This is a genomic window from Burkholderia sp. AU32262 (assembly GCF_020419985.1).
GTDB lineage: Bacteria > Pseudomonadota > Gammaproteobacteria > Burkholderiales > Burkholderiaceae > Burkholderia > Burkholderia semiarida.
The window spans coordinates 70597-94065 of sequence record NZ_JAIZRS010000008.1 but is presented as its reverse complement, the minus strand read 5'-3'; the positions used below and the strand labels follow the sequence as shown (position 1 = coordinate 94065).

Here is a 23469-nt window from a genome sequence, read left to right as displayed (position 1 = left end):
CCGCATCGGCGTCGCCGATCGGCTTACCGGGCGATACCGAGCGCCGCCAGTTTCTTGTACAGCGTCGCGCGGCCGATGCCGATGCGCGCGGCCGCTTCAACGACCTTCCCGTCACAAGCCGCCAGCGCATCGGTCAGGAACTGGCGCTCCCACGCCGCCAGTGCATCGGCATACGAAGCGGCCGGCGCACCGGATGTCGTCAACGCGTCGCCCGCGCGCTGCTCGGCCGGCACCGCGGCAACCCGCTGCGCCGGCGCCGCACCGTCCGGCGAGGTGCGCACCGGCCCGAGAAACGGCGCGAGCGCGCGCGCATCGATCACCGAACGGTCCGACAGCATCAGCGCGCGTTCGAGCGTATTGCGCAACTCGCGCACGTTGCCCGGCCACGGATACGCGCACAGCATCCGCAATGCATCGTCGGTCAGCTCGCAGTGCGCGGCGCGCCCGTGCTGGGCCGCCAGTTCCTCGAGCGTCGCATAGACGAGCGCCGCGATGTCGGATGCGCGTTCGCGCAGCGGCGGCGCATGGATCGTCAGCACGTTCAGCCGGTAATAGAGATCCGCGCGAAAACGCCCGGCTGCCACGAGCGCCGGCAGGTCGGCCGACGTGGCGGCGATGATGCGCACGTCCGCCCGCACGATCCGGTTCGAGCCGACCGGCTCGAACTCCTTGTCCTGCAGCACGCGCAGCAGCTTGCCCTGCAACGGCAGCGGCATGTCGCCGATCTCGTCGAGAAACAGCGTGCCGCGATCGGCCAGCTCGAACTTGCCGACGCGCCCCTTGCGATCGGCGCCGGTGTACGCGCCGGGCGCCGCACCGAAGAATTCGGTTTCGAGCAGCGTGTCGGGAATCGCCGCGACGTTGACGGTCACGAGCGGCTGGAGCGCACGCGCCGACGCCGCGTGAATCGCATGGGCGAGCAGTTCCTTGCCGGTACCCGTCTCGCCGAGCAGCAGCACCGGCGAATCGACTTGCGCCGCGCGACGCGCCTGGCGCTTGGTCTCGAGGCTCGCGGCGCTCGTGCCGACGAAGCTCGCGAACGTGTATTTCGCGCGGCGCGCCTGCGCGAGCGAGCGCTGCGTCGCGATCAGTTGCTGCTGAAGCTGCGCGTAGCGGGAAAAAATCGGCGTGAGCGTCTTCAACTGGTCGAACAGCGCGAAGCCGATCGCACCCACCGTCTCGCCGGCCTCGTTCTTCAACGGCAGGCGCGTGACGACGAGCGGTTCGCGGCCCGTCTCCATGATGTCGAGCAGGATCGGCTGCCCGGTCGACACGACCTCGCGCATCAGGCTGTTCGGAATCACGGCCTCGCAGTCGAGGCCGACGGCCTGCTGCGGATCGGCGAAACCGAAGCGTGCCGCGTAACGCTCGTTCATCCACACGACGCGCGCCTCGCGATCGACGACCACCGTGCCCGCACTCGAATCCTCGAAAGTCCGGAACAGCGACTCGGCGGCGCGCCGCAGCACGTCGCCGTAGTTGACGGGCAGGCGGGCCCAGTCGTTCATCATCGTGTCGTCGTCTCCATGTATCGTCGGGCAGATGCCTCCGGAACGAGACGGATTATCTCACTCTGGAGACACCCCGCAATGCGTTGTCCGGGAAAGCCCTGCATGATTTCGAGGGTCGGCCGGATGGCCGAAACGTCTCCCGATGGAGACGTTTTATGTAGAATCGTCAGACTTACGCCGGCGCGGGCCCGCCGGCCGTCGGCGGGCCCATGTCCGGCGGCGCAATGCGCCCGATGGCACGAAACCTGCACCAACCCGAGTTGGTCCGCGGTGCACCGCGCGATCGAACAACAACCAAAGCCATTCCAAGCTTTTAGGAGACTCCCTTGTCTTTCGTGATCGTCCTCGCCGCGCTGGCGTTCCTGATGTTCGCCGCGTATCGCGGCTACAGCGTGATCCTGTTCGCGCCGATCGCCGCGCTCGGCGCGGTGCTCCTGACCGAACCCGCCGCCGTCGCACCCGTTTTCTCGGGCATCTTCATGGAGAAGATGGTCGGCTTCGTCAAACTGTATTTCCCGGTCTTCATGCTCGGCGCCGTGTTCGGCAAGGTGATCGAGCTGTCCGGGTTCTCCGAGTCGATCGTTCACGCGGCGATCCGCTACATCGGCCGCTCGCGCGCGAATGCGGTGATCGTCGCGGTATGCGCGCTGCTCACCTATGGCGGCGTCTCGCTGTTCGTCGTGGTGTTCGCGGTCTATCCGTTCGCGGCCGAACTCTATCGCCAGAGCAACATTCCGAAACGGCTGATGCCCGGCGCGATCGCCCTCGGCGCGTTCTCGTTCACGATGGATTCGCTGCCCGGCACGCCGCAGATCCAGAACATCATCCCGACCACGTTCTTCAAGACGACCGCCTGGGCCGCGCCCGCGCTCGGCACGATCGGCTCGCTGTTCATCATCGTCGTCGGCCTCGCGTATCTCGAATGGCGGCGCCGTTCGGCAATGGCGAAGGGCGAAGGCTACGGCACGTCGCTCGTCAACGAGCCGGAACGCGTCGAGGCGAAGGCGCTGCCGCACCCCGCGCTGGCGATCCTGCCGCTGATCCTCGTCGGCGTGTCGAACTTCGCGTTCACGAAGCTGATCCCGCAGTGGTACGGCGCCGCGTCGTACACGGTCGCGCCGCAAGTGCTGCCGGGCGTGCACGCGCCGGTCACGACGTCGATCAAGACCGTCGTCGCGATCTGGTCGGTCGAGGCCGCGCTGCTGCTCGGTATCGTGCTGGTGGTGCTGACGGCATTCAAGCGCGTCAGCGACCGCTTCGCGGCCGGCTCGAAGGCCGCCGTCGCCGGCGCGCTGCTCGCCGCGATGAACACCGCGTCGGAATACGGCTTCGGCGGCGTGATCGCCGCGCTGCCGGGCTTCCTCGTCGTCAGCGATGCGCTGAAGAGCATCCCGAACCCGCTCGTCAACGCAGCCGTGTCGGTCAGCTCGCTCGCCGGCATCACGGGCTCTGCGTCGGGCGGCATGAGCATCGCGCTCGCCGCGATGTCGGACCTGTTCATCAAGGGCGCGCAGGCCGCCAACATCCCGATGGACGTGCTGCACCGGGTCGTCGCGATGGCGAGCGGCGGCATGGACACGCTGCCGCACAACGGCGCGGTCATCACGCTGCTCGCGGTCACGGGCCTCACGCACCGCGAGTCGTATCGCGACATCTTCGCGGTCACCGTCATCAAGACGCTCGCCGTGTTCTTCGTGATCGCCGTGTACTACGCGACGGGGCTCGTGTAAGCGTTGGCATCAGGGCGGCACTTCGTGCGCCGCCTTCCCGTCTTTCAAGATCGGACCGCATGCGCGCCGGAATCAATTCCGGAATGCGCATCCGGTCCGACTTCATTTCCCTGCCCGCCGAATCAGGTCAAATTCACGCCGCCGCGCCTGCCCGCGCGCGGCGGCTACCCGGGGCCATTGCACGACCTCGCCCCTTACGCGCCCATTGTTACCCGCAGCAAAACACTGCGTTGGGCGCGATCGCATTTTTCCCGGGCCCGCCGCGGCCTACACTGGTTCCAACGTCGCGCGGCGCTTCGACGAACGAAGCGCCGCGAATTACCGGAATCGCGGAGGTCCCGATCATGAAGCGCCTGTTCCAAGCCGTTGCCATCGCCCTGGCCGTCTCGGCCCCGTTCGCCGCACAGGCCCAGTCGAACCAGCCGCTCACGCGCGCGCAGGTCCACGCCGAAGTCAAGGCGCTCAAGCAGGCCGGCTTCCAGTCGAGCGACTGGTTCTATCCGGCCAGCATCGTATCGGCCGAAGCAAAAATTGCCCGCGAGCACGACGCCGGATACGGCAGCGACCGCGGCGCATCGTCGGAGTCGGGCCGGTAATCGTTCGCCCCGCCCGCTCGACGATCCGTCGACGCGTCGTTACGCCTTCACGGGCTGGATCAGCTTCGCGCACGCCGCTGCCTGCGGATCGCCCGCCGGCAACTTCCCGCACACGCCGTCGAACTGCTTGACGACCGATCTGACCGACGCATCGTGCGCGCCGCTGCCGCGCCAGCGGTTCAACTGCGTGACGACCTTGGTCAGCGCGCGCAGGTTCGCGCCGTAGAACGCGTCCCGGGTCTTGTCGGCCTGTGCGAGCACGCTGGCCGCAATCCCTTCGATGCGCGCCGAATCGTTCGGCGCCAGTTCCACCGCATTCGCAAAGTAAGTCGCGCCCCAGCGCAGCTTCGTCGCCGGCCCGCTCGCCGCGTCGTACGCCTTGCGATACCAGTCGAGCGCGGCCGCCTTGTCGCCGCGCGCCTTCGCGTTCGCGGCCAGCCCCGACATGAAGTAGTACGGCGTGGACGAACGCGGCAGCTCGGCCTTCAGCAACGCATCCGATTCGTCGTACAGGCCGGCGTCGGTCAGCGTGTCCGCGCCTTCGCTGACGAGCGCCTGCCGCTCGTACGCGTTCGCCGCGCCCTGCACCGACGCGGCGATCTGCTTGCGTGCGGTGTCGGCCAGCGCCGCCGGTGCGGCGGGCGCCGTGCCGCTGCGCGCGCCACCGCGCGCGAGCAGGACGCGGCCGTGCAGCGCCATCAGCCGGTCGATCGACGATAGCGTGGTGTCGGTCGACAGGCGCGCCAGCGCCGCGTCGTATGCGCCGCGCAACTTGGTGCGCTGCGCGTCGTCGCCGCCGAGATACGCGACGACGCGCGCGGGCGCCGCGACCAGCACGTCCGAATCGGCGCGCGACAGCGCGGCATCGTGCAGCACCGTGCGCAGCGAATCGGCCAGCGCAGCCTTGTCGAGCGCACCGGCCTGCGTCGGGTCGTCCGACGCGGCGACCACCGCCGACTTCAATGCGAAGCGCGCCGATTCGGCTTTCGCGCCGGCCGCCCGTGCGTGTTGCGCGAGCGACTGCAGCGTCTCGGCGACACGATCGGCCGGCACCGGCAGCGCACCGTCGGTATCCCACGAATAGTCGGCCAGCAGGCGCCATTCGTCCGGCGTCAGCGACGCGCCGTTCTTCAGCGCCATGGCCAACGTCTGCCGCACCGGATGCGCGGCCGTCATCCCGAGCGACAGCGCCTGCATGTAGCGGTCGAGATCGGCTTCGCCCGGCAGCCGCGTCACTTCGGTGCCGTCGGGACGGAACAGGATCATCGTCGGATAGCCGTGCACCTTGAAACGCTCGCCGAGCTTCTGCGCGCTTTCGGTATCGCCGTCGAGATACACGGGCACGAAGAACGACGAGCGCGTCTTGAATGCCTGCTGGCTGAAGATCGTCGACTTCACCTGGTTGCACGACGGGCACCATACCGCGCCCCAGTACAGCAGCAGCGGCTTGCCCTCGCGCTTCGCGAGCGCGAATGCGGCATCGACGTCGCCGTGTTGCCACGCGATGCCGGGCGGCAGATGCGCACCGTCGGGCGATGCGCTCGCCGCCGGCGCGGCCGCGGGCGTGGCAGCGGCAAGCGCCGCACCGGCGGCGGCGAACAGGCAGGCGGCGGTGAGATTGCGGAGAACGGTTTTCATCGAAGCGGATTCCGTTGAAAAAGACGGTTTCAGGGCGATGCCGCGCAGGCAACGAGGGCCGTGAAGCGATGACGATGAAGTCGGCCGACATGCCGCGCCGCGCAGGCATCGATACGGAGAAGCGAAGCCGGCCGAATCGGCCGGCAAATCGTTCGACGATACGACGGATACAGCCGAAGGAAAACGAACGAATTCTCGATTGAATATGACGCGCGGCAGCGCGGCTGCACGGCCGCGCGTGCCGTCACGTCCGCGACGGCCGGCCCTTCATTGCCGCGCCCTGATCCGGGCCATGTGATACACGGACGCATGCACGCCGTCGCGCAATGCGTAATCCGGCGATTCGCCCTCGATGCGGAAACCGTGTTTCTCGTAGAGCGCGATCGCCGCGCGGTTGTCGGTGAACACGGTCAGCTCGACGCGCGTGATGTTCAGCCAGTTCTCCGCGAGATCGATCGCGGCCGCGAGCAGCCGGCCGCCGATGCCATGCCCGTGACGGGCCGCGTCGACCATCATGCCGAGCGCCGCCGCGTGCCGCCTGCGGGGATTCGGCTCGGGACGCAGGCCGAGATGGCCGACCACCGTGCCGTCGATTTCGGCGACGAGGCTCACGCCGTGCGCGCGTATGTCGTCGAGCCGCTTCTGCCATTTTTCGAGCGACGGAAACGGCTGCAGCAACGTATTCATGTACACCGCGGGGTGCGCGGCGATCTGCCGGATCGCGTCGACGTCGTGCGTCTCGCTGTGCCGGATCCTGATATCGGTCATGGGTGGGCCGGGTCCGAAAAGTCGCGCCGGTGGCGCGGACCGCGCACGCGCGCGGCAATGCATCGAGCTTAGCCGATTTCACGCATTTGAAACACGGGGTCACGCCGTGTCCGTCAGGTTGCATCCGCAACGAAACGCCTTCGCGCCGCGCGCGCGGAATCCGGAAAATTCTGACCGGCCGCCCCTCGGCGATCGGTAATTTATTACCGTTTTCAAGCTCGCAAAGCGCTCGAACGAATCGTTGTGCATGCAACGTCGCTTTCGCGACATGCGATGTCATTTCTTCATCACGTCGACGTCATGCGGCCTCCCTAGACTGAGCGCCGCGCCGGCCGCGATGCGCGCACCGCCAGACGAACTCACGAACGCTCCCACCTTCACAGGATCCGAACGCCATGACGTCACGCCGCAAATTCCTTCAGCAGACCGCCGGTTCCGGTCTCGCCGCCGCCGCGCTGTCCGCGTTTCCGCCGAGCATTCGCCGCGCGCTCGCCATTCCCGCCTTCCACGAAACGGGAACCATCCAGGACGTGAAGCACGTCGTGCTGCTGATGATGGAGAACCGCGCGTTCGACAGCTACTTCGGCACGTTCAAGGGCGTGCGCGGCTATGGCGACCGCTTCGCGGTGCCGTCGCCGAACGGTCGCGACGTGTTCTACCAGTCGTACACGAAGGTGACGCCCGCCGCGACCGTGACGCCGTATCACCTCGACGCGCGCCAGGGCAACGCGCAGCGCGCGGGCGGCACGCCGCACGCATGGGCCGATGCGCAGGCCGCGTGGGATCACGGCCGGATGAACCGCTGGCCCGACACCAAGACGCCGCTGTCGATGGGCTATTACGACGCGGCCGAAGTGCCGTTCCAGCGCGCGCTCGCCGATGCGTTCACGCTGTGCGACCACTACCACTGCGGGATGCACACGGGCACGATCGCGAACCGCCTGTTCTACTGGAGCGGCACCAACGGCCCGAACGGCATCAGCCCGGCCGACGGCAGCCGCGTGAAGATCGCCGCGCTGAACAACCAGTTCAACGGCGGCAACGACATCGGCCCGTCGAGCCAGGGCTGGACCTGGACGACCTATGCCGACCGGCTGCAACAGGCCGGCGTGAGCTGGAAGGTCTACCAGAGCCTGATCGACAACTTCGGCTGCAACGAGATGATGAGCTTCCGCCACTGGCGCGCGGCGATCGAGCAGATGCCGGCCGCGCGCCGGCCCACGTACGTCGCGTCGACCGACATCACGCAGCCGGTGACGGCGGCCGGCGCGTTCTACGATCCGGCGATCGACGATCCGCTGAGCCCGCTCGCGAAGGGCTTCGGCAACACGATGCCATACGGCTTTCTCGAAACGTTGCGCGACGACATCCGCGACGGCAAGCTGCCGGAAGTGTCGTGGATCATCCCGCCGTCCGCGTACAGCGAGCACCCGGGGCCGTCGAGCCCCGCGCAGGGCGGCTGGTACGTGCAGGCCGTGCTCGATGCGCTGACGGCGAACCCGGAGGTCTGGAGCAAGACCGTGCTGCTGGTCAACTACGACGAGAACGACGGCTTCTTCGACCACATGCCGTCGCCGGCCATGCCGTCGCGCAACGCCGACGGCACGCTCGCGGGCGGCCATACGCTGTCGGCCGCCGACGTCGCGGTCGAGTACCACGACTTCACGCCGGCCACGTCGAGCCAGCCGGCCATCGACGGCCGTCCGTACGGCCCGGGCCCGCGCGTGCCGATGTGGATCGTGTCGCCGTGGAGCCGCGGCGGCTGGGTCAACTCGCAGGTGTTCGACCATACGTCGACGCTGCGCTTCCTCGAGAAGCGCTTCGGCGTCGCGGAGCCGCAGATCAGCGCGTACCGCCGTGCGGTGTGCGGCGACCTGACGAGCGCGTTCAACTTCCGCACGCCGAACGACGAACCGCTGCCGACGCTCGCGGGCCGCACGACGAAAAGCCAGGCCGACGCGCTGAGCGCCGCGCAGCAAACCGCGCCGAAGATCGTGCCGCCCGCCACGCCCGCGCTACCCGCGCAGGCGACCGGCGTGCGCCCGTCGCGCGCGTTGCCGTACGAGCTGCACGCGAGCGCGCGCGCCGATGCCGCCGCCGGCACGGTCACGCTGAAGTTCGCGAACACCGGCCGCGCGGCCGCCGTGTTTCACGTCTACGACAAGCTGCACCTCGACCGGCTGCCGCGGCGCTACGTCGTCGAGCCGGGCAAGACGCTGCATGGCGACTGGGCCGCGCGCGCGGACGACGGCGGTAAATATGACCTGTGGGTGCTCGGCCCGAACGGCTATCACCGCCGCTTCACCGGCGATCTGAGCCGCCTGGCCGGGGCGCGCGCGCCGCACCCGGAAGTGCGCGTCGGCTATGCGGGCGCGAGCGGCAATCTCCACCTGCGGCTGCGCAACGACGGCGGCGGCACGGTGCGCTTCACGGTGAAGTCGAACCAGGTCTACGGGCCGCTGTCCGGCCGCGGCGCAAGCGCCGACCATGGTCATGGCCACGGCGACGAAAACGGTCACGGTCAGGGCAACGGCCATGGCACCGGCACCACGTGGACCGTCACGGTGCGCGCCGGCGATCAGTCCGAGCTGCACTGGAAGCTCGATTCGACCGGCTACTGGTACGACTTCATCGTCACCGCCGACAGCGACGCGAGCTTCTCGCGCCGCGTGGCCGGGCGCGTCGAAACCGGCCGCCACTCGGTCAGCGACCCGGCAATGGGGCTCGCCGACCGCTTCTGACGCCACCGCGGCGACGCGCGGCGCGGCGCGCGCCGCCCGCGCCGGGGCGGCCGCGAACGCCGTTCGAGTACCGGTTCCGGCCGGGGCCGATCCGGCGCAGACGCCCGCCCGGCGCGGCTCAAACATCAGAAGGATCGGTGGTGTAGCCCTCATTTCCGGCCCACGAAAATGCTCCGTGTCGCGGCCCGTTCGCGTTAAACTGCGTCAAGCCGTATTCAACAAAGACATCCTTGCCGCTCCGGCATCCACGACACGATACGAGGATAGGTTCGATGCGCACTACCGGCTCATCCGGGGCAATGACCCTGCTCACCGAACACGACGCGGCCGACGGCCGCGAACTGCGCTCGCTCCGGCTCGAAGCGACCGGCGACGGCAAGAGCGTGCTGCTGATCGAGGTCGACGAACGCAAGCCCGGCATCCACCGCGAGGTTCGCTACGAGATCACCCCGGCCGAACTGATCGCGGCGATCCGCTCGCACGGCGCCGAGCTGCCCGGCGAAAACCACGGCGCCGCGTCGCTCGCCCGTACGCCTTCCTGATTCCGAACGGTGAGCCGCGTGCAACGCGCCGGCTCACCCACATTCCCCTGCCGCCGTCAGGCGCTTTGCATCATTCCCGCCGCTGCGTTGAAAAAGGCCGATAATCGGCCCATCCGCCTTTCCTGCCCACGCGTTTCCTTTTCGGCCAGCCGTCATGCTCCGTGACCTCGTCGCCCAGTACGGGCCGCTTCTCGTGTTCGCCAACGTGCTCGCGGCGGCCATCGGCCTGCCGGTGCCCGCGATGCCGACGCTCGTGCTGTTCGGCGCGATGTCCGCGATGCATCCGGCCATGATCGGCTCGCAACTCGTGACGGTCGTGGCGCTGTCGGTGCTCGGCGCGCTGGTCGGCGACACGGTCTGGTACGTCGCCGGGCGGCGTTACGGCGGCACGACGCTGAAGACGATCTGCCGGCTGTCGCTGTCGCGCGATACCTGCGTGAAAAAGACCGAGCGCTTCTTCGGCCGCTACGGCGTGCGCGTGCTCGCGGTCGCGCGCTTCATTCCGGGGTTGTCGCTCGTGTCGGTGCCGATGGCCGGCGCGCTCGGCACGCGCTACCGCACGTTCGCCGGCTACGACGCGCTCGGCGCCGCGCTGTGGACGATCGTCGGGCTGGGCGCCGGCCTCCTGTTCTACCGGCAGATCGACTGGCTGTTCGCCGGCGCGAGCCAGCTCGGCCGCGCGGTGCTGCTGGTCATCGTCGCGCTGCTCGCGGTCTATGCGGCCGTGCGCTGGATGCGCCGCCGTGCGCTGATCCGCCAGCTCGCGAACGCGCGGATCGGCGTCGACGAGCTCGACATGCTGCTGCGCGACGCCGCCGCGCCGGTCGTGCTCGACGTCCGCTCGCCCGAGCACCGCAAGCTCGACCCGTTCACGATTCCCGGTGCGCAGTTCGCCGACGAGCGCCAGATCGGCGACATCGTCGCGCGCTATCCGCTCACGCAAAAATTCGTCGTGTATTGTTCGTGCCCGAACGAAGTGACGGCCGCGCTGATGGCCAAGCGCCTGCTCGATGCAGGCTTCACCGATGCGCTCGCATTGCGCGGCGGCCTCGACGCGTGGCGCGATACGGGCCGCCAGCTAACGTCGCTCGTGGAAGAGGTGCCCGCCGCGAACGATTCCGTAGCGGGATGGCACAAGCCGGCCTGATCGCATCGATCGCCGGCCGGCCGTGCGAGACAGGGGGCCTTGCGCCCCCTTCGGTCAGAACGCGTGCAGCGGCAGGTTCACGACCAGACGGTACTCGGTGTTCGTCGCGTCCGAGTAGTGGGCCGAACCGTTGTGCCACATCGCGATGAACGTGACCTTCGTGTTCTTCAGCTTGCCGCTCTGGAACGTGTACGACGGGATGAAGCCGAACTCGTGGTGACGGCCCTGCACCGGCGCGCCGTTGCTCCAGTAGATGCTCGACTTGCTCGGGTCGTTCGCCGCGCCCGCGCTGCCGTCCGCGCCCCAGCCGGTCACGCCCCACACCATCGCCTTGAAGCCGGGCAGGCCCGCTTCCTTGCCGTAGAACGTGTAACGCAGCTGCAGCGATTTTTCGTGCGGCGCGTTGTAGTCGACGTCCATCGAGTTGGTCAGGAAGATGCCGTTCGTTTCGTTCAGGTAGTCGAAGAACTGGTCGCCGAGCACGTGCTGGAAGCCGACCAGCAGCTCGTGCGGGCCGTGCTGCGCGGCCAGCGACAGGCTGTACGCGTTGTTGTTGATCTTGCCCTGCAGCGCGTCGCCCGTGTCGTGCGTCGAGTAGACGTTGCCGAAGCCGGTCCACTTGATCGTCTGCGGGCTGCCGATGCTGTGCTTCACCGACGCGTAGTACTGGTGCCACACGTCGTCGGCCTGGTTCGCGTACAGCGCGACCTCGCCGTTCGGCGAGTAGTCCCACGTGCCGCCGACGTAGGTCAGGCGGTTCACGCGCGTGCCGCCGTATTGCGTCGTCAGGTTGGTGAGCGTCGTATGGCCGCGTGCGTCGGTCTTCGTGAAGCTGCCGGCCTCGAGCATCACGTTCTTGAATTCATTGCTGACGATCGTCGCACCGAGGAACGTCGGCGGCAGCGCGCGGTTGTCGTGCTGCTCCATGAACGGGTTGTCGACGGCCTGCAGACCGTACTTGACCACCGTGTTCGAGATGCGCGCCTTCACGTCGTAGATGCCCGGATACGCCCATGCAAGCTGGTTCGACCCGCCGCCGCCCTTCGCCACGTGCACCATGTTGCCCGCGCCGGCGCCGCCGTCGAGCTTCAGGCCCGCGTACAGCGATGCGTCGACGCCGAAGCCGATCAGGCCCGCCGTATAGCCGGACTCGAAGTTCGCCATCACGCCCTGGACCCACGCATGGCGATGCGGCCCGCCCTTGTTGTCGAGGATGTCCGAATAGTTGCGGAACAGGAAGTCGAGATGGCTGTCGGCGATGAAGCCGTTCGATTTCGACTGCGCCGACGGCTCGTCGGGCGGCGTGACGGCCTGGGTGGCCTCGGCATTGACAATGGCGTTCGGGGTCGTTGCCTGCGCAACGGGTGCGCCCGAGCCGGCGGCCGGCGCGGCCTGCGCGACCGTCAGCGGCGCGGGCGCCGCGTCGTCGGCGTGCGCGACGCCCGTCAGCGAGACGCCGGCGAGCGCCGGCAGCCCCCATGCAAGCAGCATCTTCGATGCCGTCCCGATCGTCTTCTGCTTTTTCATCGTAATAATTCTCGTCTTGTGTTGATATCGTCCACGCCGGTCGCGATCCGCTCCCAGCCCCCCCCGGCGAGCCCCGCTAAGGACGCGCCTGTACCCGCGGTGCGAAGATCGTTCGCGCCGCACCTACCCCTGTTGACCTGCCCTGGTTATGTTTGCTGTGTCACTTCAGCACGCCGCGCCCGCGCGGATGCATGCGACGCGCGCCGCCGACCCCTGCCGCACTTCCGGCAGCGGCACGTCCCGCGCGCATGCGTCGATCGCGACCGGACAGCGCGTGCGGAACGCGCAGCCGGACGGCGGGTTGAGCGGCGAGGGCATCTCGCCCGCCAGCAGCATCGGACGGCGAGCACGCTCGCGCGCCGGCTCCGGCGTCGGCGCCGCATCGAGCAGCGCCTTCGTGTACGGGTGCTGCGGCACGCCGTACACGTCATGCCGCGTGCCGAACTCCATCACGCGGCCGAGATACATCACGAGCACGCGCTGGCTGATGGCCTTCACCACCGCCAGGTCGTGCGCGACGAACAGATAGGACAACGACAGTTCGCGTTGGAGATCGCGCAGCAGGTTCACGATCTGCGCCTGGATCGACACGTCGAGCGCCGATACCGGTTCGTCGCAGATCACGAGCTTCGGCTCGCTGATCAGCGCGCGCGCAATGCCGACGCGCTGGCACTGCCCGCCGGAAAATTCATGCGGATAACGCAGCAGGTGATGCGCGTTCAGGCCGACGCGTTCGAGCATCGAGATCACGCGGCGGCGCACTTCGGTACGACCGAGGCCCGCGTGATGCGTGACGAGCGGCTCCGCGACGACCTGCTCGATCGTCATGCGCGGGTCGAGCGACGCGAGCGGATCCTGGAAGATCATCTGCACTTCGCGCCGCATCGCGGTGCCGCGCAGGTGATCGGGCGCGACGGCCTGGCCGCGCCATTTCACGGTGCCGGCCGTCATCGGCACGAGGCCGATCAGCGCGCGCGCGAGCGTCGACTTGCCGCAGCCCGATTCGCCGACGAGCCCGACCGTCTCGCCGCGCTTCACGTCGAACGACACGCCGTCGACCGCGCGCAGCGTGCCCTTCGGCGACCACGGATAGCCGCCGAGCGGCACGCGGAAATGCACTTTCAGATTGTCGACGGACAGCAGCGTGTCGTCCGTCGCGCCGGCTTGGCGGCGTTCATCGACGCTCATCGCAGACCTCCGATCAAATCGGCCACGGGCCGGTGGCACGCGCGCACCGCGCCCTCGGCGCCATAGGTTACGAGCGCCGGGCGCTCGGCGCCGCAGCGTTCTTCCGCATACGTGCAGCGCTTCGCGAACGCGCAGCCGGCCGGCGCGGTGCCGGGCATCGGCGGGTTGCCGGGAATCGCGACGAGCGGCGCATCGTCCGCATCGGTCAGGCGCGGCAGCGCGTTGAGCAGGCCGATCGTGTACGGATGCGACGGCGCCGCGAAGATCGAGTCGGCCGGCGCGTATTCGACGGTGCGGCCCGCGTACATGACCATCACGTCGTCGGCGAGGCCGGCGACCACGCCCATGTCGTGCGTGATCAGCACGATCGCGGTGCCGCGCTCGCGGTTCAGCTCGCGCAGCAGGTCGATGATCTGCGCCTGCACGGTCACGTCGAGCGCGGTGGTCGGCTCGTCGGCGATCAGGATTTCCGGCTCGGACAAGAGCGCCATCGCGATCATCACGCGCTGCCGCATGCCGCCCGAGAACTCGTGCGGATACATGCGGATGCGGCGCGCCGCGTCGGGAATGCGCACCGATTCGAGCGCCTCGATCGCGCGCTTGATCGCTTCCTTGCGCGACAGCTTGCGATGCAGCTGCAGCGTCTCGGTCATCTGCCGCTCGATCGTCAGGAACGGATTGAGCGACGTCATCGGATCCTGGAAGATCATCGCGATGCGGTCGCCGCGCACCGCGTTCAGCGCGCGCGTATCCATGTCGAGCAGGTTGTCGCCGCGGTAGCGCGCGGCGCCCGTCGTCGTGCCGTTGCCGGCCAGCAGGCCGAGCAGCGCCATCACGGTCTGGCTCTTGCCCGAGCCCGATTCGCCGACGATGCCGAGCGTCTTGCCGGCTTCGAGCGAGAACGACACGCCGTTCACGGCGTCGATCGGCGGCGCGTCCTTGCGCGTGAAGCGCACGCCGAGGTTTTCAACTTCCAACAGAGCGGCCATCTTCAGCGATCCTTCGGGTCGAGCGCGTCACGCAGGCCATCGCCGACGAAGTTCACGCAGTAGAGCGTCACGCACAGCATGACGGCCGGGGCCAGCAGCAGCCACGGCATCGATTCCAGTTTCTGCGCGCCGTCCTGGATCAGCACGCCCCAGCTCGTCATCGGCTCCTGCACGCCGAGGCCGAGGAACGACAGCACCGATTCGGTGAGCACGATGTTCGGCACCGAGACCGTCGCGTAAACGACGACCACGCCGAGCAGGTTCGGCACGACGTGGCGCAGCACGATCGACGCCGGCGACACGCCGATCGCGCGCGCCGCATCGACGAACTCGCGGTTGCGCAGCGACAGCGTCTGGCCGCGCACGACGCGCGCCATGTCGATCCACGAGAACGCGCTGATGGTGAGCACGACCAGCATGAACGAGCGGCCGAACAGGGTCATCATCAGGATCGCGATCAGCAGGTACGGGATCGCGTACATCATGTCGACGACGCGCATCATCACGGCGTCGACGCGGCCGCCCGCGAAGCCGGCGGTCGCGCCCCACGCGACGCCGAACAGGCCCGACACGAGCGTGCCGAGCAGGCCGACCTCGATCGATACGCGGCCACCGATCAGCGTGCGCACGAGCAGGTCGCGGCCGAGCTCGTCGGTGCCGAACCAGTGCTGGTTCGCCCAGGTCGGCGGCAGGCTGATCGAGGCCCAGTCGCTCGCGGCGGGATCGGCCGCGAGCAGCCACGGGCCGACGAAGCACGCGAGCGTAATCAGCGCGAGCAGCACGAGGCTGAACACGGCCGCACGGTTGTGAAGGAAGCGCGCGAACGCCAGCTCGAGCGGCGAGCGCGAACGCGGCGGCGAATCGGTCTGCACGGGCAGGCCGACGACGGGAGTGGTCGGGGTCATCGCTGTGCCTCGCTCAATAACGGATGCGCGGATCGAGCCACGCGTACGCGAGGTCGACCAGCAGGTTGAACAGCACCGCGAAGACGGTCGTCAGCACGACGAGGCCGAGCACCAGCGTGTAGTCACGGTTGATGGCGCCGTTCACGACGAGTTGCCCGAGGCCCGGCAGCGCGAACACCGATTCGGTGACGACGGCCGCCGTGATCGACGTGATGCAGACCGTGCCGAACAGCGACACGACCGGCATCAGCGCGGGCTTGAGCGCGTGGCGCAGCACGATGGTCGAGCCCGGCAGGCCCTTCGCGCGCGCGGTGCGGATGTAGTTGCTCGACAGCGTCTCGATCATCGAGCCGCGCATCACGCGCGCGAGCAGCGACACGTTGATGAGGGTCAGCAGCGCGATCGGCAGCAGCCGGTACCGCCAGCCGCCGTCGCCCCAGCCGCCGGCCGGCAGCCAGCCGTTGCCTTCCGACGTCTTCAGCAGGATCGCGAAGATCCACACCATCACGGGGCCGAGCACGAACGGCGGCACGACGTTGCCGAAGTTGCCGATCAGCATCACGAAGCGGTCGATCACGCTGTCGCGGCGCACGGCCGCGACGGTGCCGAGCAGCACGCCGAGCACGATCGAGATCGGGATCGACACGCCGCCGACGCCGAGGCTCACGGGCAGCGCCTTCTTCACGAGATCGTTGACCGACCAGTCGACGTAACGGAACGACGGGCCGAGATCGCCGTGCAGCAGCGAGCCGAGATACAGCAGGTACTGCTTCCACAGCGGCTCGTCGAGGTGGTACTTCGCGTTCAGGTTCGCGAGCGTCGCGGCGGACAACTGCTTCTCCGTATCGAACGGGCCGCCGGGCGTGAAGTGCAGCAGCAGGTAGCAGACGGTGATGACCGCGAGGATCGTCGGCACCGCCCACAACGTGCGCCTCAATGCGTAGGCCAGCATGATCGCTCCGCTCAGTGCTTGATCAGGTACATGTCCTGCGAGGCGCGCATGTCGATCACGTTCTTCAGCGAATAACCGCCAACGTACGACTTCACGAGACGGTCGGCCGAATACTGGAACAGCGGCACCATCGGCGTGTCCTTCATCGCCATGTCGTGCGCCTGCGTGAGCAGCGCGGCGCGCGCCTGGTCGTCGAGCTTCTGGTTGCCTTCCTCGACGAGCGCGTCCACCTGCTTGTTGCAGTAGCCGACGGTGTTCTGCGCGCTGCCGCAGCGGATCAGGTCGAAGAAGGTCATCGCGTCGTTGTAGTCGGCGAACCAGCCGTCACGCGCGATCTGCACTTTGCCGTCGTGCCGCTGCTTCATCAGCACCTTGAACTCGACGTTCTCGAGCTTCGTGTTGATGCCGAGCTTCGTGCGCCACTCCGACGCGGCGAACAGCGCGACCTTCTTGTGCAGGTCGTTGGTGTTGTACGTGAGCGTAAACGACAGCGGCTTCGCGTCCGAGTAGCCGGCCTGCTTCAGCAGGTCCTTCGCGGCCGCGACGCGCCTGGCCATCGGCCACGACGCCCATTCCGGCGTGAACGGCTGCTGCACGCCCTTCGTGCCGTTCGGCATCAGCCCGTACATCGGCTTCTCGCCGGCCTGCGTGAGCTTCGACGTGAGCACGTCGCGATCGATCACCATCGACAGCGCCTGGCGCACGCGCTTGTCCTTCAGCGCCGCGTCGCTGTTGTTCAGGTAGTAGTAGTAGGTCGCGAGCTGCAGGCCCTGGCGCAGCTCGCCGCCGAACTGCTTGCTGACCTGCTGGAAGATGCCCGACGGGATCGAGTAGCTGTAGTCGATCTGGCCGGCCTGGTACATGCGCATCGCGGTTTCGTCGCTTTCGATCGGCAGGTACGTGACCTTGTTGATCACGACCTTCGACGCGTTCCAGTACTTCGCGTCCTTCGTCGCCACGATGCGGTTGTTCGGCTGCCAGTCGGCGAGCTGGTACGCGCCGTTGCTGACGATGTTGCCCGGGCGCGTCCACGCGTCGCCGAACTTCGCGACCACGTCCTTGTTCACCGGCGCGAGCGGCGCCATCGCGGTCAGTTCGGGGAAGAACGCGACGGGCACGTCGGTCGTCACCTCGAGCGTGTACGGGTCGACCGCACGCACGCCGAGCGTCGACGGCGCGGCCTTGCCGGCGATGATGTCCTTCGAGTTCTTGATGAACTCGACGAGGATCGTGTACTTCGAGCCCGTCTTCGGATCGACGAGACGCTGCCACGAGTAGACGAAATCGGCGGCCGTCACCGGCTGGCCGTTGCTCCACTTCGCGTCGTGGCGAAGCTTGAAGATCCAGGTCTGCGGCGTCTTGCGTTCCCACGACAGCGCCACGCCCGGCACGATCTGGCCGGCCGCGTCGATGCGCGCGAGCCCTTCGAACAGGTCGAGGCCGATCGTGTTGCCGGTCCACGATTCGATGTGCGCCGGGTCGAGCGACTCGACTTCGGCCGGCACCTGGCGCGTGAGGTCCTGTTGGGGAGCGAGCGCGACGTTGGACGGAACGGTCACGGCGTGGGCGGCGGGCGTCGTCAGGGCGAGCGCGGCCAGCACGGCCGACATGGCATGCAAGGATTTCATCGTGGCGGTCTTGAGAAGGTGGTTCGGTGGGCGTCGCGCGGCGGATGCCGCGGCTTACGCGTGAGACGCTGACGGGTGCAGCGATCGGGGAGGCCCGTGGTTCTCGTATTGCATGTTAGTATTCCTTACATTTCTTTCGACGGGCATCCCGTCGAAGAAACGAAGGAATACCCGTGCGTTAGAACAGCCGCGGCGTACCGACCCAGACCACCACCGACTCGATCTTCGCGGTGTTGACCCAGCTGTGCGGCACCGTCGACTGATAGTGCGAACTGTCCCCGGCCTGCAGGACGAACGTCTTGCCTTCCAGCGTCAGCGACACTTCCCCTTCAATCACGTACAGGAACTCCTCTCCTGCATGTGTCGTCACCTCCGACCGCTTCTGCCCCGGCGGCATCCTCACGAGGATCGCCTCCAGCTGGCGCCCTTCGGACACGTTCGTCAGTCGCGCGAACAGGTTCGCCGAATCGGCAAACCCGAAGAAGCGCAACTGATCGCCTCGGCACACCGAGCGTTCCTCGCTCGGCGTATCCACGAAGTACTGCACCGTCACGCCGAGCGCGTGGGCGATACCGGCCAGCGACGTCAGTGACGGCGACGCGAGCCCGCGCTCGACTTGAGACAGAAACGGCTTCGAAATCCCCGCGGCGGTAGCGGTGTCGTCGAGCGTGCGCTTCAGACGTTGGCGCAACGCGCGAATCTTGCTGCCCAGTGCGACAGCGTCTGCCGATCGCGAGTTTTCAGTGGGGGGAACCATAGCAGGCCGAAAAGTGGTCGTCAAAAAATGTTTGATGGAAAGTAACTAAGTTAATTAGAGATAGCTTAATCTTCGGTTTCGTACACGCTTTCGGCGTTGAGCCCGGTGCACTAAACAGGGGCCGAAGCGAGCGAAACGACGCGCTATCTTGCCAGACTCGCCGGCTTCACAGGCAAGCTGCAAGCGGCTCTCCGGGAATTTGCGGAGAACGGTCGCGAAGCTTACAAGTAGATGATGAGACAAATGTTCCTGAAAGCTGCTGCCATATCGGGAGTTTCCCTAAGTGGCGCGGACCCGACGCACCGGACCGGCAAACGTTACCATTCGCGCGCCGGTCGGGGGCTTGCTCCGCCTTCCAACGCGGAGTTCGACCCCGGCCCGGGCTAACCGCCCGACTGCTCCATCGCCGACGCCAAGCCTACCCGGCCACCGTGCTCCGGCGCCAGTTCGACCCCAAGGCGACGCGCGATCCGCGCCGTCCGTTTCAAACGAGATTGATGATGCAAGCACCTGTTTCACAGACCCGATCGTTTACGACGGTCTTCCTCATCGAAATGTGGGAGCGCTTCGGCTACTACGGCATGGCCGCGCTCCTGGTCCTCTTCATGGTCGACCGGCTCGGCTTCACCGACAGCCACGCGAACCTGACGTGGGGGGCGTTCACCGCGCTCGTCTACGCCGCGCCGTCGATCGGCGGCTGGATCGGCGACAAGGTGCTCGGCGCGCGCCGCACGATGATCATCGGCGCGTCCGTGCTGTGCGCCGGCTACCTGATGCTCGCGGTGCCGAACGATCACCTGGCGTACATGTACGCGTCGCTCGGCGTGATCGTCGTCGGCAACGGCCTGTTCAAGGCCAACGCGGCGAACCTCGTGCGCCGCATCTACGAAGGCGACGACGCGCGCATCGACAGCGCGTTCACGATCTACTACATGGCGGTCAACATCGGCTCGACGGTGTCGATGCTCGCGACGCCGTGGATCAAGGATCACTGGGGCTGGCACACCGCGTTCGCGGTCTGCTGCGGCGGCATGCTGCTGGCGATCCTCAACTTCATGCTGATGCACCGCACGCTCGCGCACGTCGGCTCGCAGCCGGACGACGAGCCGATCCGCTGGAAGCGCCTCGGCGCGGTCGCGGCCGGCGGCGTCGCGCTCGCGCTGGTCACGCTGTACGTGCTGCAGCACAAGCAGCTCGCGGTCGCGAGCGTGTGGACGGCCGCATTCGCGATTCTCGCGATCTTCGCGTACATGATCGCGAAATCGGAGCGCTCGGAGCGCGCGGGCCTGATCGCGGCGCTCGTGCTGATCGGCCAGGTGATCCTGTTCTTCATCTTCTACGTGCAGATGTCGACGTCGCTGACGCTGTTCGCGCTGCGCAACGTCGATCCGCGCTTCATGCTGTTCGGCACGACGCTGTTCACGTGGAGCGCCGCGCAGTTCCAGGCGCTGAACCCGATCTGGATCATGCTGCTGAGCCCGGTGCTCGTGTGGGTCTACAACGCCGTCGCGAAGGGCGGGCGCGATCTGCCGGTCGCCGCGAAGTACGCGCTCGGTTTCGGTGCGGTCGCCGCGGGCTACCTGGTGTTCACGATCAGCGGCCGCTATGCGGTCGACGGCCGCGTGTCGTCGTGGTTCATGGTGTGGGGCTACGGCCTGTACTCGCTCGGCGAGCTGCTGGTGAGCGGCCTCGGCCTCGCGATGATCGCCCGCTACGTGCCGGCGCGCATGAGCGGCTTCATGATGGGCGCGTATTTCGTCGCGACGGGCGTGTCGCAGTATCTGGGCAGCGTCGTCGCGAACTTCGCGCAGATGCCGTCGCACGAACTGCCGGCCACCGAATCGCTGCCGCTCTACCTGTCGCTGTTCGAGAAGCTCGGCTGGCTCGCCGCGATCGGCATGCTGCTCGCGCTGCTGCTGCTGCCGCTGATGAACCGCCTGTCGCGCCAGCATCAGCGCTGCACGGACGAGCGCCGCGAAGAAGCGCTGCAGGCGCAGGCCGCCGCCGCGCAGTAAGGACTATCCCTCGGCGTGCGGCGTGCACGCCACATTCTCCCGCCAGAAACGCGAACGCGTCCTACACTGGTTGCGGGCAACGCATCCGCTTCGCGAGATGCGCACTGGCGGGAGAACACGATGAAAAGCAAGACGACGCGGCTTTTGAGGATCCTGTCGGACATCCGGCACGCGCAGCGCTGCACCGCGATGCGCGCCGCCCGGGCCGCGGCCGAAGCCGATGCGGTGCTCGCGGAGCGCGACGAGCCGGCGCAGGACGAACGCGACGACGCCGAACCCGACGACGCCACCGCCACGCCCCGCTCCCGTATCGGCTCACCTCACTGACGCCGCGCGGCGCCTGCCGCGCCGCATACGCCGCATACGCCGCTTCCGCGCGCCTACGCCGCCGCGCCGCGCCATCGCGCGATCCACGTTCCCGAACCGGCCACCGCCATCATCAGCCCGAGCGCGCACGCGTCGGCCACGAGGCCCACGCCGACATGCCGCAGATCGGCGCCGCGCACGACCGGATGCAGCAGCGAATCGATCACGAGCGAGATCGCCGCGCCCGCGACGAAGCAGACCAGCCCGCGCTGGCCGACCGCCACGACGGGCCGCACGCCCTGCGCGATCCGCGCGATCCAGCCGAAGCGCACGCAATCGGCCATCAGCCACGCGACGGCCGCGAAGCTCACGACGCGCGGCAGCGCGAGATCGCGCTTGAACACGCCTTCCGGCACCGGCAGCCCCGAAAACAGCTTGTAGCTCGCGCAACCGAGCACGATCGCGCACGCGAGCCCGGTCGCCGCGGCGCCCCAGCGGCCGAGCGCGATGCGCCGGTAGAACGGCTGGCAGCGCGCGAGCACGCCGGCGACGAACATCAGTTGCCACGCGAACGGGTTGAAGCTCCAGCGAAAGCCGTCGGTGTCCAGCAGCTCGGGGCCGAGCCAGCCCGCCGCGAGCCACGACGCGACGCTGATCGCGACGAGCAGCCACGGATGACGCCGCGCGAACGGCACGAGCACGGGCGACGCGAGCGCGAACAGCACGTACATCGGCAGCACCGACGCGAGATACGGCTGGCGCTGGAACGTCAGCAGCTCGGCGAGCCCCGTGAGCGGCGACGCGAGCATCACGCTGACGTCGTCGAGCGCGAGGTTCGGCGCATCGATCCCGTAGTGGTCGAGCACCGCCGACACGACGAGCATCAGCGTCGACGTCGCGAGAAACGCGCGGTAGATCTGCATCGCGCGCCGCACGAACCGCTGCTGCGCGGCGCGCGCGCCGTGCCGCTCGGCGATCGCGCCGTACGCGCTCGCGGTCGCGAAGCCGCCGAGGAACACGAACACCTCGGCCGCATCGCACAGCGCGAACGCGTGCAGCGTCACGCGCGACAGCACGCTCGCGCCGATGTGATCGACGACGATCATCAACAGCACCAGCCCGCGGAAGAAATCGATTTCGATCAGGCGGCCGCTGCGCGGCGGCTGCACCGTAGTGGAATGCAGCGGGCTCAACGACATGAGCGCACCTGTACGGCGGCGGTGCGGCGTGCACCGGGGAGGGGATCGGGAACAAGCAGGCGAACGCGATCGGCGGCGATACGCGTATGCCCGTATCGCGCCAACCCGGCTGGCCAGGCACGGAGATGACCGTTCATCGAAAATCTGCATACGAAGGGAAGTCGGTCAGGTCAGTCTAATGGCCGATCAGCGGAGACCCTAAGTAACAAAATGCAACTGAATCTTCTCTTCGATTACAAGCGCGAGCGTGGCGCAACGAAGCTGGCGGCGTCGCCAGATTCGCGTCAGCGCGGCGTCGGTTGCCGGTCGGTACCGATTGGATTCGGCGGGATTCCGCAGCGAAACGGGCGCCGTTCGACGGTCGATGAAGCACGCGATGCGCGGCACGTTTCCGCACGGCCCGCGCATCGCGACGAGGCCGTTACCCGCGCGCGGGCAAGCGCCGCATCAGCATCGCGCTGTGCCATGCGGTCAGCGCGACGGCGACCCAGATCGGCCCGTACGTCGCGAGCTGCGCGACGCTCAGCGTTTCGCCGAGCAGCAGCAGCGACACCACGACGAGCAGCACCGGCTCGACGTAGCCGAGAATCCCGAACAGCGCCATCGGCAGCATGCGGCTCGCCTTCAGGTAGCTCGCGAGCGCGAGCGTGCTGAGAATGCCGAGCCCCGGCAGCAGCGCGGCCCACAGCAGCGGATGGCCGGCGACACGCGTCGTGCTCGCCGCGACCATCGCGAACGCGACCGGGCACAGCAGCACGATCTCGATCGCGAACGCGGCCAGCGAATCGGCGCTGATGCGCCGGCGCAGCACGAAATACGGCGGATAGCCGAGCGCGACGACCAGCGTCGGCCACGCGAACGCGCGCGTCGCCCACACCTCGTGCGCGACACCGAGCGCCGCACAGGCGACCGCCGCCCATTGCAGCGGGTCGAGCCGTTCGCGATAGTAGAAGCGGCCGACGAGCACCATCGTCAGCGGCAGCAGGAAATAGCCGAGCGACACTTCGAGCATGCGGCCGTGCAGCGGCGCCCACAGGAACAGCCACAGCTGCACGCCGAGCAGCGCCGCGCTCGCCGGCAGCGCGATCAGCAGGCGCCAGTCGCGCGCACCGCGCGCGGCGAGGGCGACGAGCGCCGGCCAGCGGCCGCGCAGCGCGATCAGCGCGAGCGCGCCCGGCGCGGTCCAGAGGATGCGCCACGCGAAGATGTCGAGCCCCGTGAGCGGCGCGAGCAGTTTCGCGTAAGCCGACATCAGCGCGAACAGCGTCGACGCCATCACCGACAGCATGAGGCCGCGCCCCGCCTCCGGATACCCCGTCATGATCGTCGT

General features: G+C 68.0%; 19 protein-coding genes. 7 read left to right on the top strand and 12 right to left on the bottom strand.

The window, feature by feature from the left end; all coding sequences use genetic code 11:
* Positions 1 to 23 precede the first annotated feature (23 nt).
* A complete protein-coding gene (locus LGN10_RS11985) occupies positions 24 to 1511 on the bottom strand; it encodes a sigma-54 interaction domain-containing protein (protein WP_226223508.1) in 1488 nt (495 codons plus the stop codon).
* A 326-nt stretch (positions 1512 to 1837) separates the two neighbouring features.
* On the opposite strand from LGN10_RS11985, the gene LGN10_RS11980 reads away from it, so the two are divergent.
* Complete coding sequence (locus tag LGN10_RS11980) at positions 1838 to 3241, top strand: GntP family permease (protein WP_226223500.1); 1404 nt, start codon at positions 1838 to 1840, stop codon at positions 3239 to 3241.
* Between the two features lie 344 nt (positions 3242 to 3585).
* Complete coding sequence (locus tag LGN10_RS11975) at positions 3586 to 3837, top strand: DUF4148 domain-containing protein (protein ID WP_059582185.1); 252 nt, start codon at positions 3586 to 3588, stop codon at positions 3835 to 3837.
* Between the two features lie 39 nt (positions 3838 to 3876).
* On the opposite strand, the gene LGN10_RS11970 is transcribed toward LGN10_RS11975, so the two are convergent.
* The gene (locus LGN10_RS11970; protein ID WP_226223498.1) at positions 3877 to 5475 is read right to left on the bottom strand and encodes a thioredoxin family protein; all 1599 of its coding nucleotides are present in this window, start codon (positions 5473 to 5475) and stop codon (positions 3877 to 3879) included.
* Positions 5476 to 5742: 267 nt separating this feature from the next.
* The gene (locus LGN10_RS11965; RefSeq protein WP_059581756.1) at positions 5743 to 6243 is read right to left on the bottom strand and encodes a GNAT family N-acetyltransferase; all 501 of its coding nucleotides are present in this window, start codon (positions 6241 to 6243) and stop codon (positions 5743 to 5745) included.
* Between the two features lie 395 nt (positions 6244 to 6638).
* Here LGN10_RS11965 and LGN10_RS11960 point away from each other — a divergent pair, with 395 nt between their 5' ends.
* The 3 genes from LGN10_RS11960 (at position 6639) to LGN10_RS11950 (ending at position 10673) form a co-directional block, all read left to right on the top strand.
* Positions 6639 to 8984: a phosphocholine-specific phospholipase C gene (locus LGN10_RS11960; RefSeq protein WP_226223496.1), complete on the top strand. Its 2346-nt coding sequence runs from the start codon at positions 6639 to 6641 to the stop codon at positions 8982 to 8984.
* A gap of 272 nt (positions 8985 to 9256) precedes the next feature.
* Positions 9257 to 9526, top strand: a complete 270-nt coding sequence (locus tag LGN10_RS11955) for a hypothetical protein (RefSeq protein WP_059581751.1) — start codon at positions 9257 to 9259, stop codon at positions 9524 to 9526.
* A gap of 154 nt (positions 9527 to 9680) precedes the next feature.
* The gene (locus LGN10_RS11950) at positions 9681 to 10673 is read left to right on the top strand and encodes a DedA family protein/thiosulfate sulfurtransferase GlpE (protein ID WP_099318050.1); all 993 of its coding nucleotides are present in this window, start codon (positions 9681 to 9683) and stop codon (positions 10671 to 10673) included.
* A gap of 54 nt (positions 10674 to 10727) precedes the next feature.
* On the opposite strand, the gene LGN10_RS11945 is transcribed toward LGN10_RS11950, so the two are convergent.
* From LGN10_RS11945 to LGN10_RS11915, 7 genes are all read right to left on the bottom strand, one after another.
* Positions 10728 to 12200: an OprD family porin gene (locus LGN10_RS11945; RefSeq protein WP_124658197.1), complete on the bottom strand. Its 1473-nt coding sequence runs from the start codon at positions 12198 to 12200 to the stop codon at positions 10728 to 10730.
* Between the two features lie 165 nt (positions 12201 to 12365).
* Positions 12366 to 13388 (bottom strand): ABC transporter ATP-binding protein, encoded by a 1023-nt coding sequence (locus tag LGN10_RS11940; RefSeq protein ID WP_059581742.1) that lies wholly within the window; start codon positions 13386 to 13388, stop codon positions 12366 to 12368.
* Positions 13385 to 14377: an ABC transporter ATP-binding protein gene (locus LGN10_RS11935; protein ID WP_226223484.1), complete on the bottom strand. Its 993-nt coding sequence runs from the start codon at positions 14375 to 14377 to the stop codon at positions 13385 to 13387. The genes LGN10_RS11940 and LGN10_RS11935 overlap by 4 nt, the downstream gene beginning before the upstream one ends.
* Positions 14378 to 14379: 2 nt before the next feature.
* Entirely contained in the window at positions 14380 to 15282 is a 903-nt protein-coding gene (locus tag LGN10_RS11930) for an ABC transporter permease (protein WP_059644373.1), read from the bottom strand.
* 13 nt (positions 15283 to 15295) lie between these two features.
* The gene (locus LGN10_RS11925; protein ID WP_059581735.1) at positions 15296 to 16234 is read right to left on the bottom strand and encodes an ABC transporter permease subunit; all 939 of its coding nucleotides are present in this window, start codon (positions 16232 to 16234) and stop codon (positions 15296 to 15298) included.
* A gap of 11 nt (positions 16235 to 16245) precedes the next feature.
* Positions 16246 to 17862 carry a peptide ABC transporter substrate-binding protein gene (locus tag LGN10_RS11920; RefSeq protein ID WP_059581732.1) on the bottom strand — a complete coding sequence of 539 codons (1617 nt, stop codon included), beginning with the start codon at positions 17860 to 17862 and terminating at the stop codon, positions 16246 to 16248.
* A 178-nt stretch (positions 17863 to 18040) separates the two neighbouring features.
* Positions 18041 to 18619: a cupin domain-containing protein gene (locus LGN10_RS11915; RefSeq protein WP_011548888.1), complete on the bottom strand. Its 579-nt coding sequence runs from the start codon at positions 18617 to 18619 to the stop codon at positions 18041 to 18043.
* A gap of 497 nt (positions 18620 to 19116) precedes the next feature.
* Here LGN10_RS11915 and LGN10_RS11910 point away from each other — a divergent pair, with 497 nt between their 5' ends.
* A complete protein-coding gene (locus tag LGN10_RS11910) occupies positions 19117 to 20634 on the top strand; it encodes a peptide MFS transporter (RefSeq protein WP_060011293.1) in 1518 nt (505 codons plus the stop codon).
* Positions 20635 to 20754: 120 nt separating this feature from the next.
* Positions 20755 to 20961 (top strand): hypothetical protein, encoded by a 207-nt coding sequence (locus LGN10_RS11905; protein ID WP_059581729.1) that lies wholly within the window; start codon positions 20755 to 20757, stop codon positions 20959 to 20961.
* A 53-nt stretch (positions 20962 to 21014) separates the two neighbouring features.
* Here LGN10_RS11905 and LGN10_RS11900 read toward each other — a convergent pair whose 3' ends face one another.
* Together LGN10_RS11900 and rarD are read right to left on the bottom strand one after the other, a co-directional pair.
* Positions 21015 to 22139 (bottom strand): OpgC domain-containing protein, encoded by a 1125-nt coding sequence (locus tag LGN10_RS11900; protein WP_226223483.1) that lies wholly within the window; start codon positions 22137 to 22139, stop codon positions 21015 to 21017.
* A gap of 421 nt (positions 22140 to 22560) precedes the next feature.
* Entirely contained in the window at positions 22561 to 23460 is a 900-nt protein-coding gene (gene rarD, locus LGN10_RS11895) for an EamA family transporter RarD (RefSeq protein WP_124658192.1), read from the bottom strand.
* Positions 23461 to 23469: the final 9 nt, after the last annotated feature.

Coding starts and splice junctions, on each gene's coding strand:
- LGN10_RS11985 (WP_226223508.1), bottom strand. CDS start 1,511: ATGATGAACGACTGGGCCCGCCTGCCCGTCAACTACGGCGACGTGCTG.
- LGN10_RS11975 (WP_059582185.1), top strand. CDS start 3,586: ATGAAGCGCCTGTTCCAAGCCGTTGCCATCGCCCTGGCCGTCTCGGCC.
- LGN10_RS11970 (WP_226223498.1), bottom strand. CDS start 5,475: ATGAAAACCGTTCTCCGCAATCTCACCGCCGCCTGCCTGTTCGCCGCC.
- LGN10_RS11965 (WP_059581756.1), bottom strand. CDS start 6,243: ATGACCGATATCAGGATCCGGCACAGCGAGACGCACGACGTCGACGCG.
- LGN10_RS11960 (WP_226223496.1), top strand. CDS start 6,639: ATGACGTCACGCCGCAAATTCCTTCAGCAGACCGCCGGTTCCGGTCTC.
- LGN10_RS11955 (WP_059581751.1), top strand. CDS start 9,257: ATGCGCACTACCGGCTCATCCGGGGCAATGACCCTGCTCACCGAACAC.
- LGN10_RS11950 (WP_099318050.1), top strand. CDS start 9,681: ATGCTCCGTGACCTCGTCGCCCAGTACGGGCCGCTTCTCGTGTTCGCC.
- LGN10_RS11945 (WP_124658197.1), bottom strand. CDS start 12,200: ATGAAAAAGCAGAAGACGATCGGGACGGCATCGAAGATGCTGCTTGCA.
- LGN10_RS11940 (WP_059581742.1), bottom strand. CDS start 13,388: ATGAGCGTCGATGAACGCCGCCAAGCCGGCGCGACGGACGACACGCTG.
- LGN10_RS11935 (WP_226223484.1), bottom strand. CDS start 14,377: ATGGCCGCTCTGTTGGAAGTTGAAAACCTCGGCGTGCGCTTCACGCGC.
- LGN10_RS11930 (WP_059644373.1), bottom strand. CDS start 15,282: ATGACCCCGACCACTCCCGTCGTCGGCCTGCCCGTGCAGACCGATTCG.
- LGN10_RS11925 (WP_059581735.1), bottom strand. CDS start 16,234: ATGCTGGCCTACGCATTGAGGCGCACGTTGTGGGCGGTGCCGACGATC.
- LGN10_RS11920 (WP_059581732.1), bottom strand. CDS start 17,862: ATGAAATCCTTGCATGCCATGTCGGCCGTGCTGGCCGCGCTCGCCCTG.
- LGN10_RS11915 (WP_011548888.1), bottom strand. CDS start 18,619: ATGGTTCCCCCCACTGAAAACTCGCGATCGGCAGACGCTGTCGCACTG.
- LGN10_RS11910 (WP_060011293.1), top strand. CDS start 19,117: ATGATGCAAGCACCTGTTTCACAGACCCGATCGTTTACGACGGTCTTC.
- LGN10_RS11905 (WP_059581729.1), top strand. CDS start 20,755: ATGAAAAGCAAGACGACGCGGCTTTTGAGGATCCTGTCGGACATCCGG.
- LGN10_RS11900 (WP_226223483.1), bottom strand. CDS start 22,139: ATGTCGTTGAGCCCGCTGCATTCCACTACGGTGCAGCCGCCGCGCAGC.
- rarD (WP_124658192.1), bottom strand. CDS start 23,460: ATGACGGGGTATCCGGAGGCGGGGCGCGGCCTCATGCTGTCGGTGATG.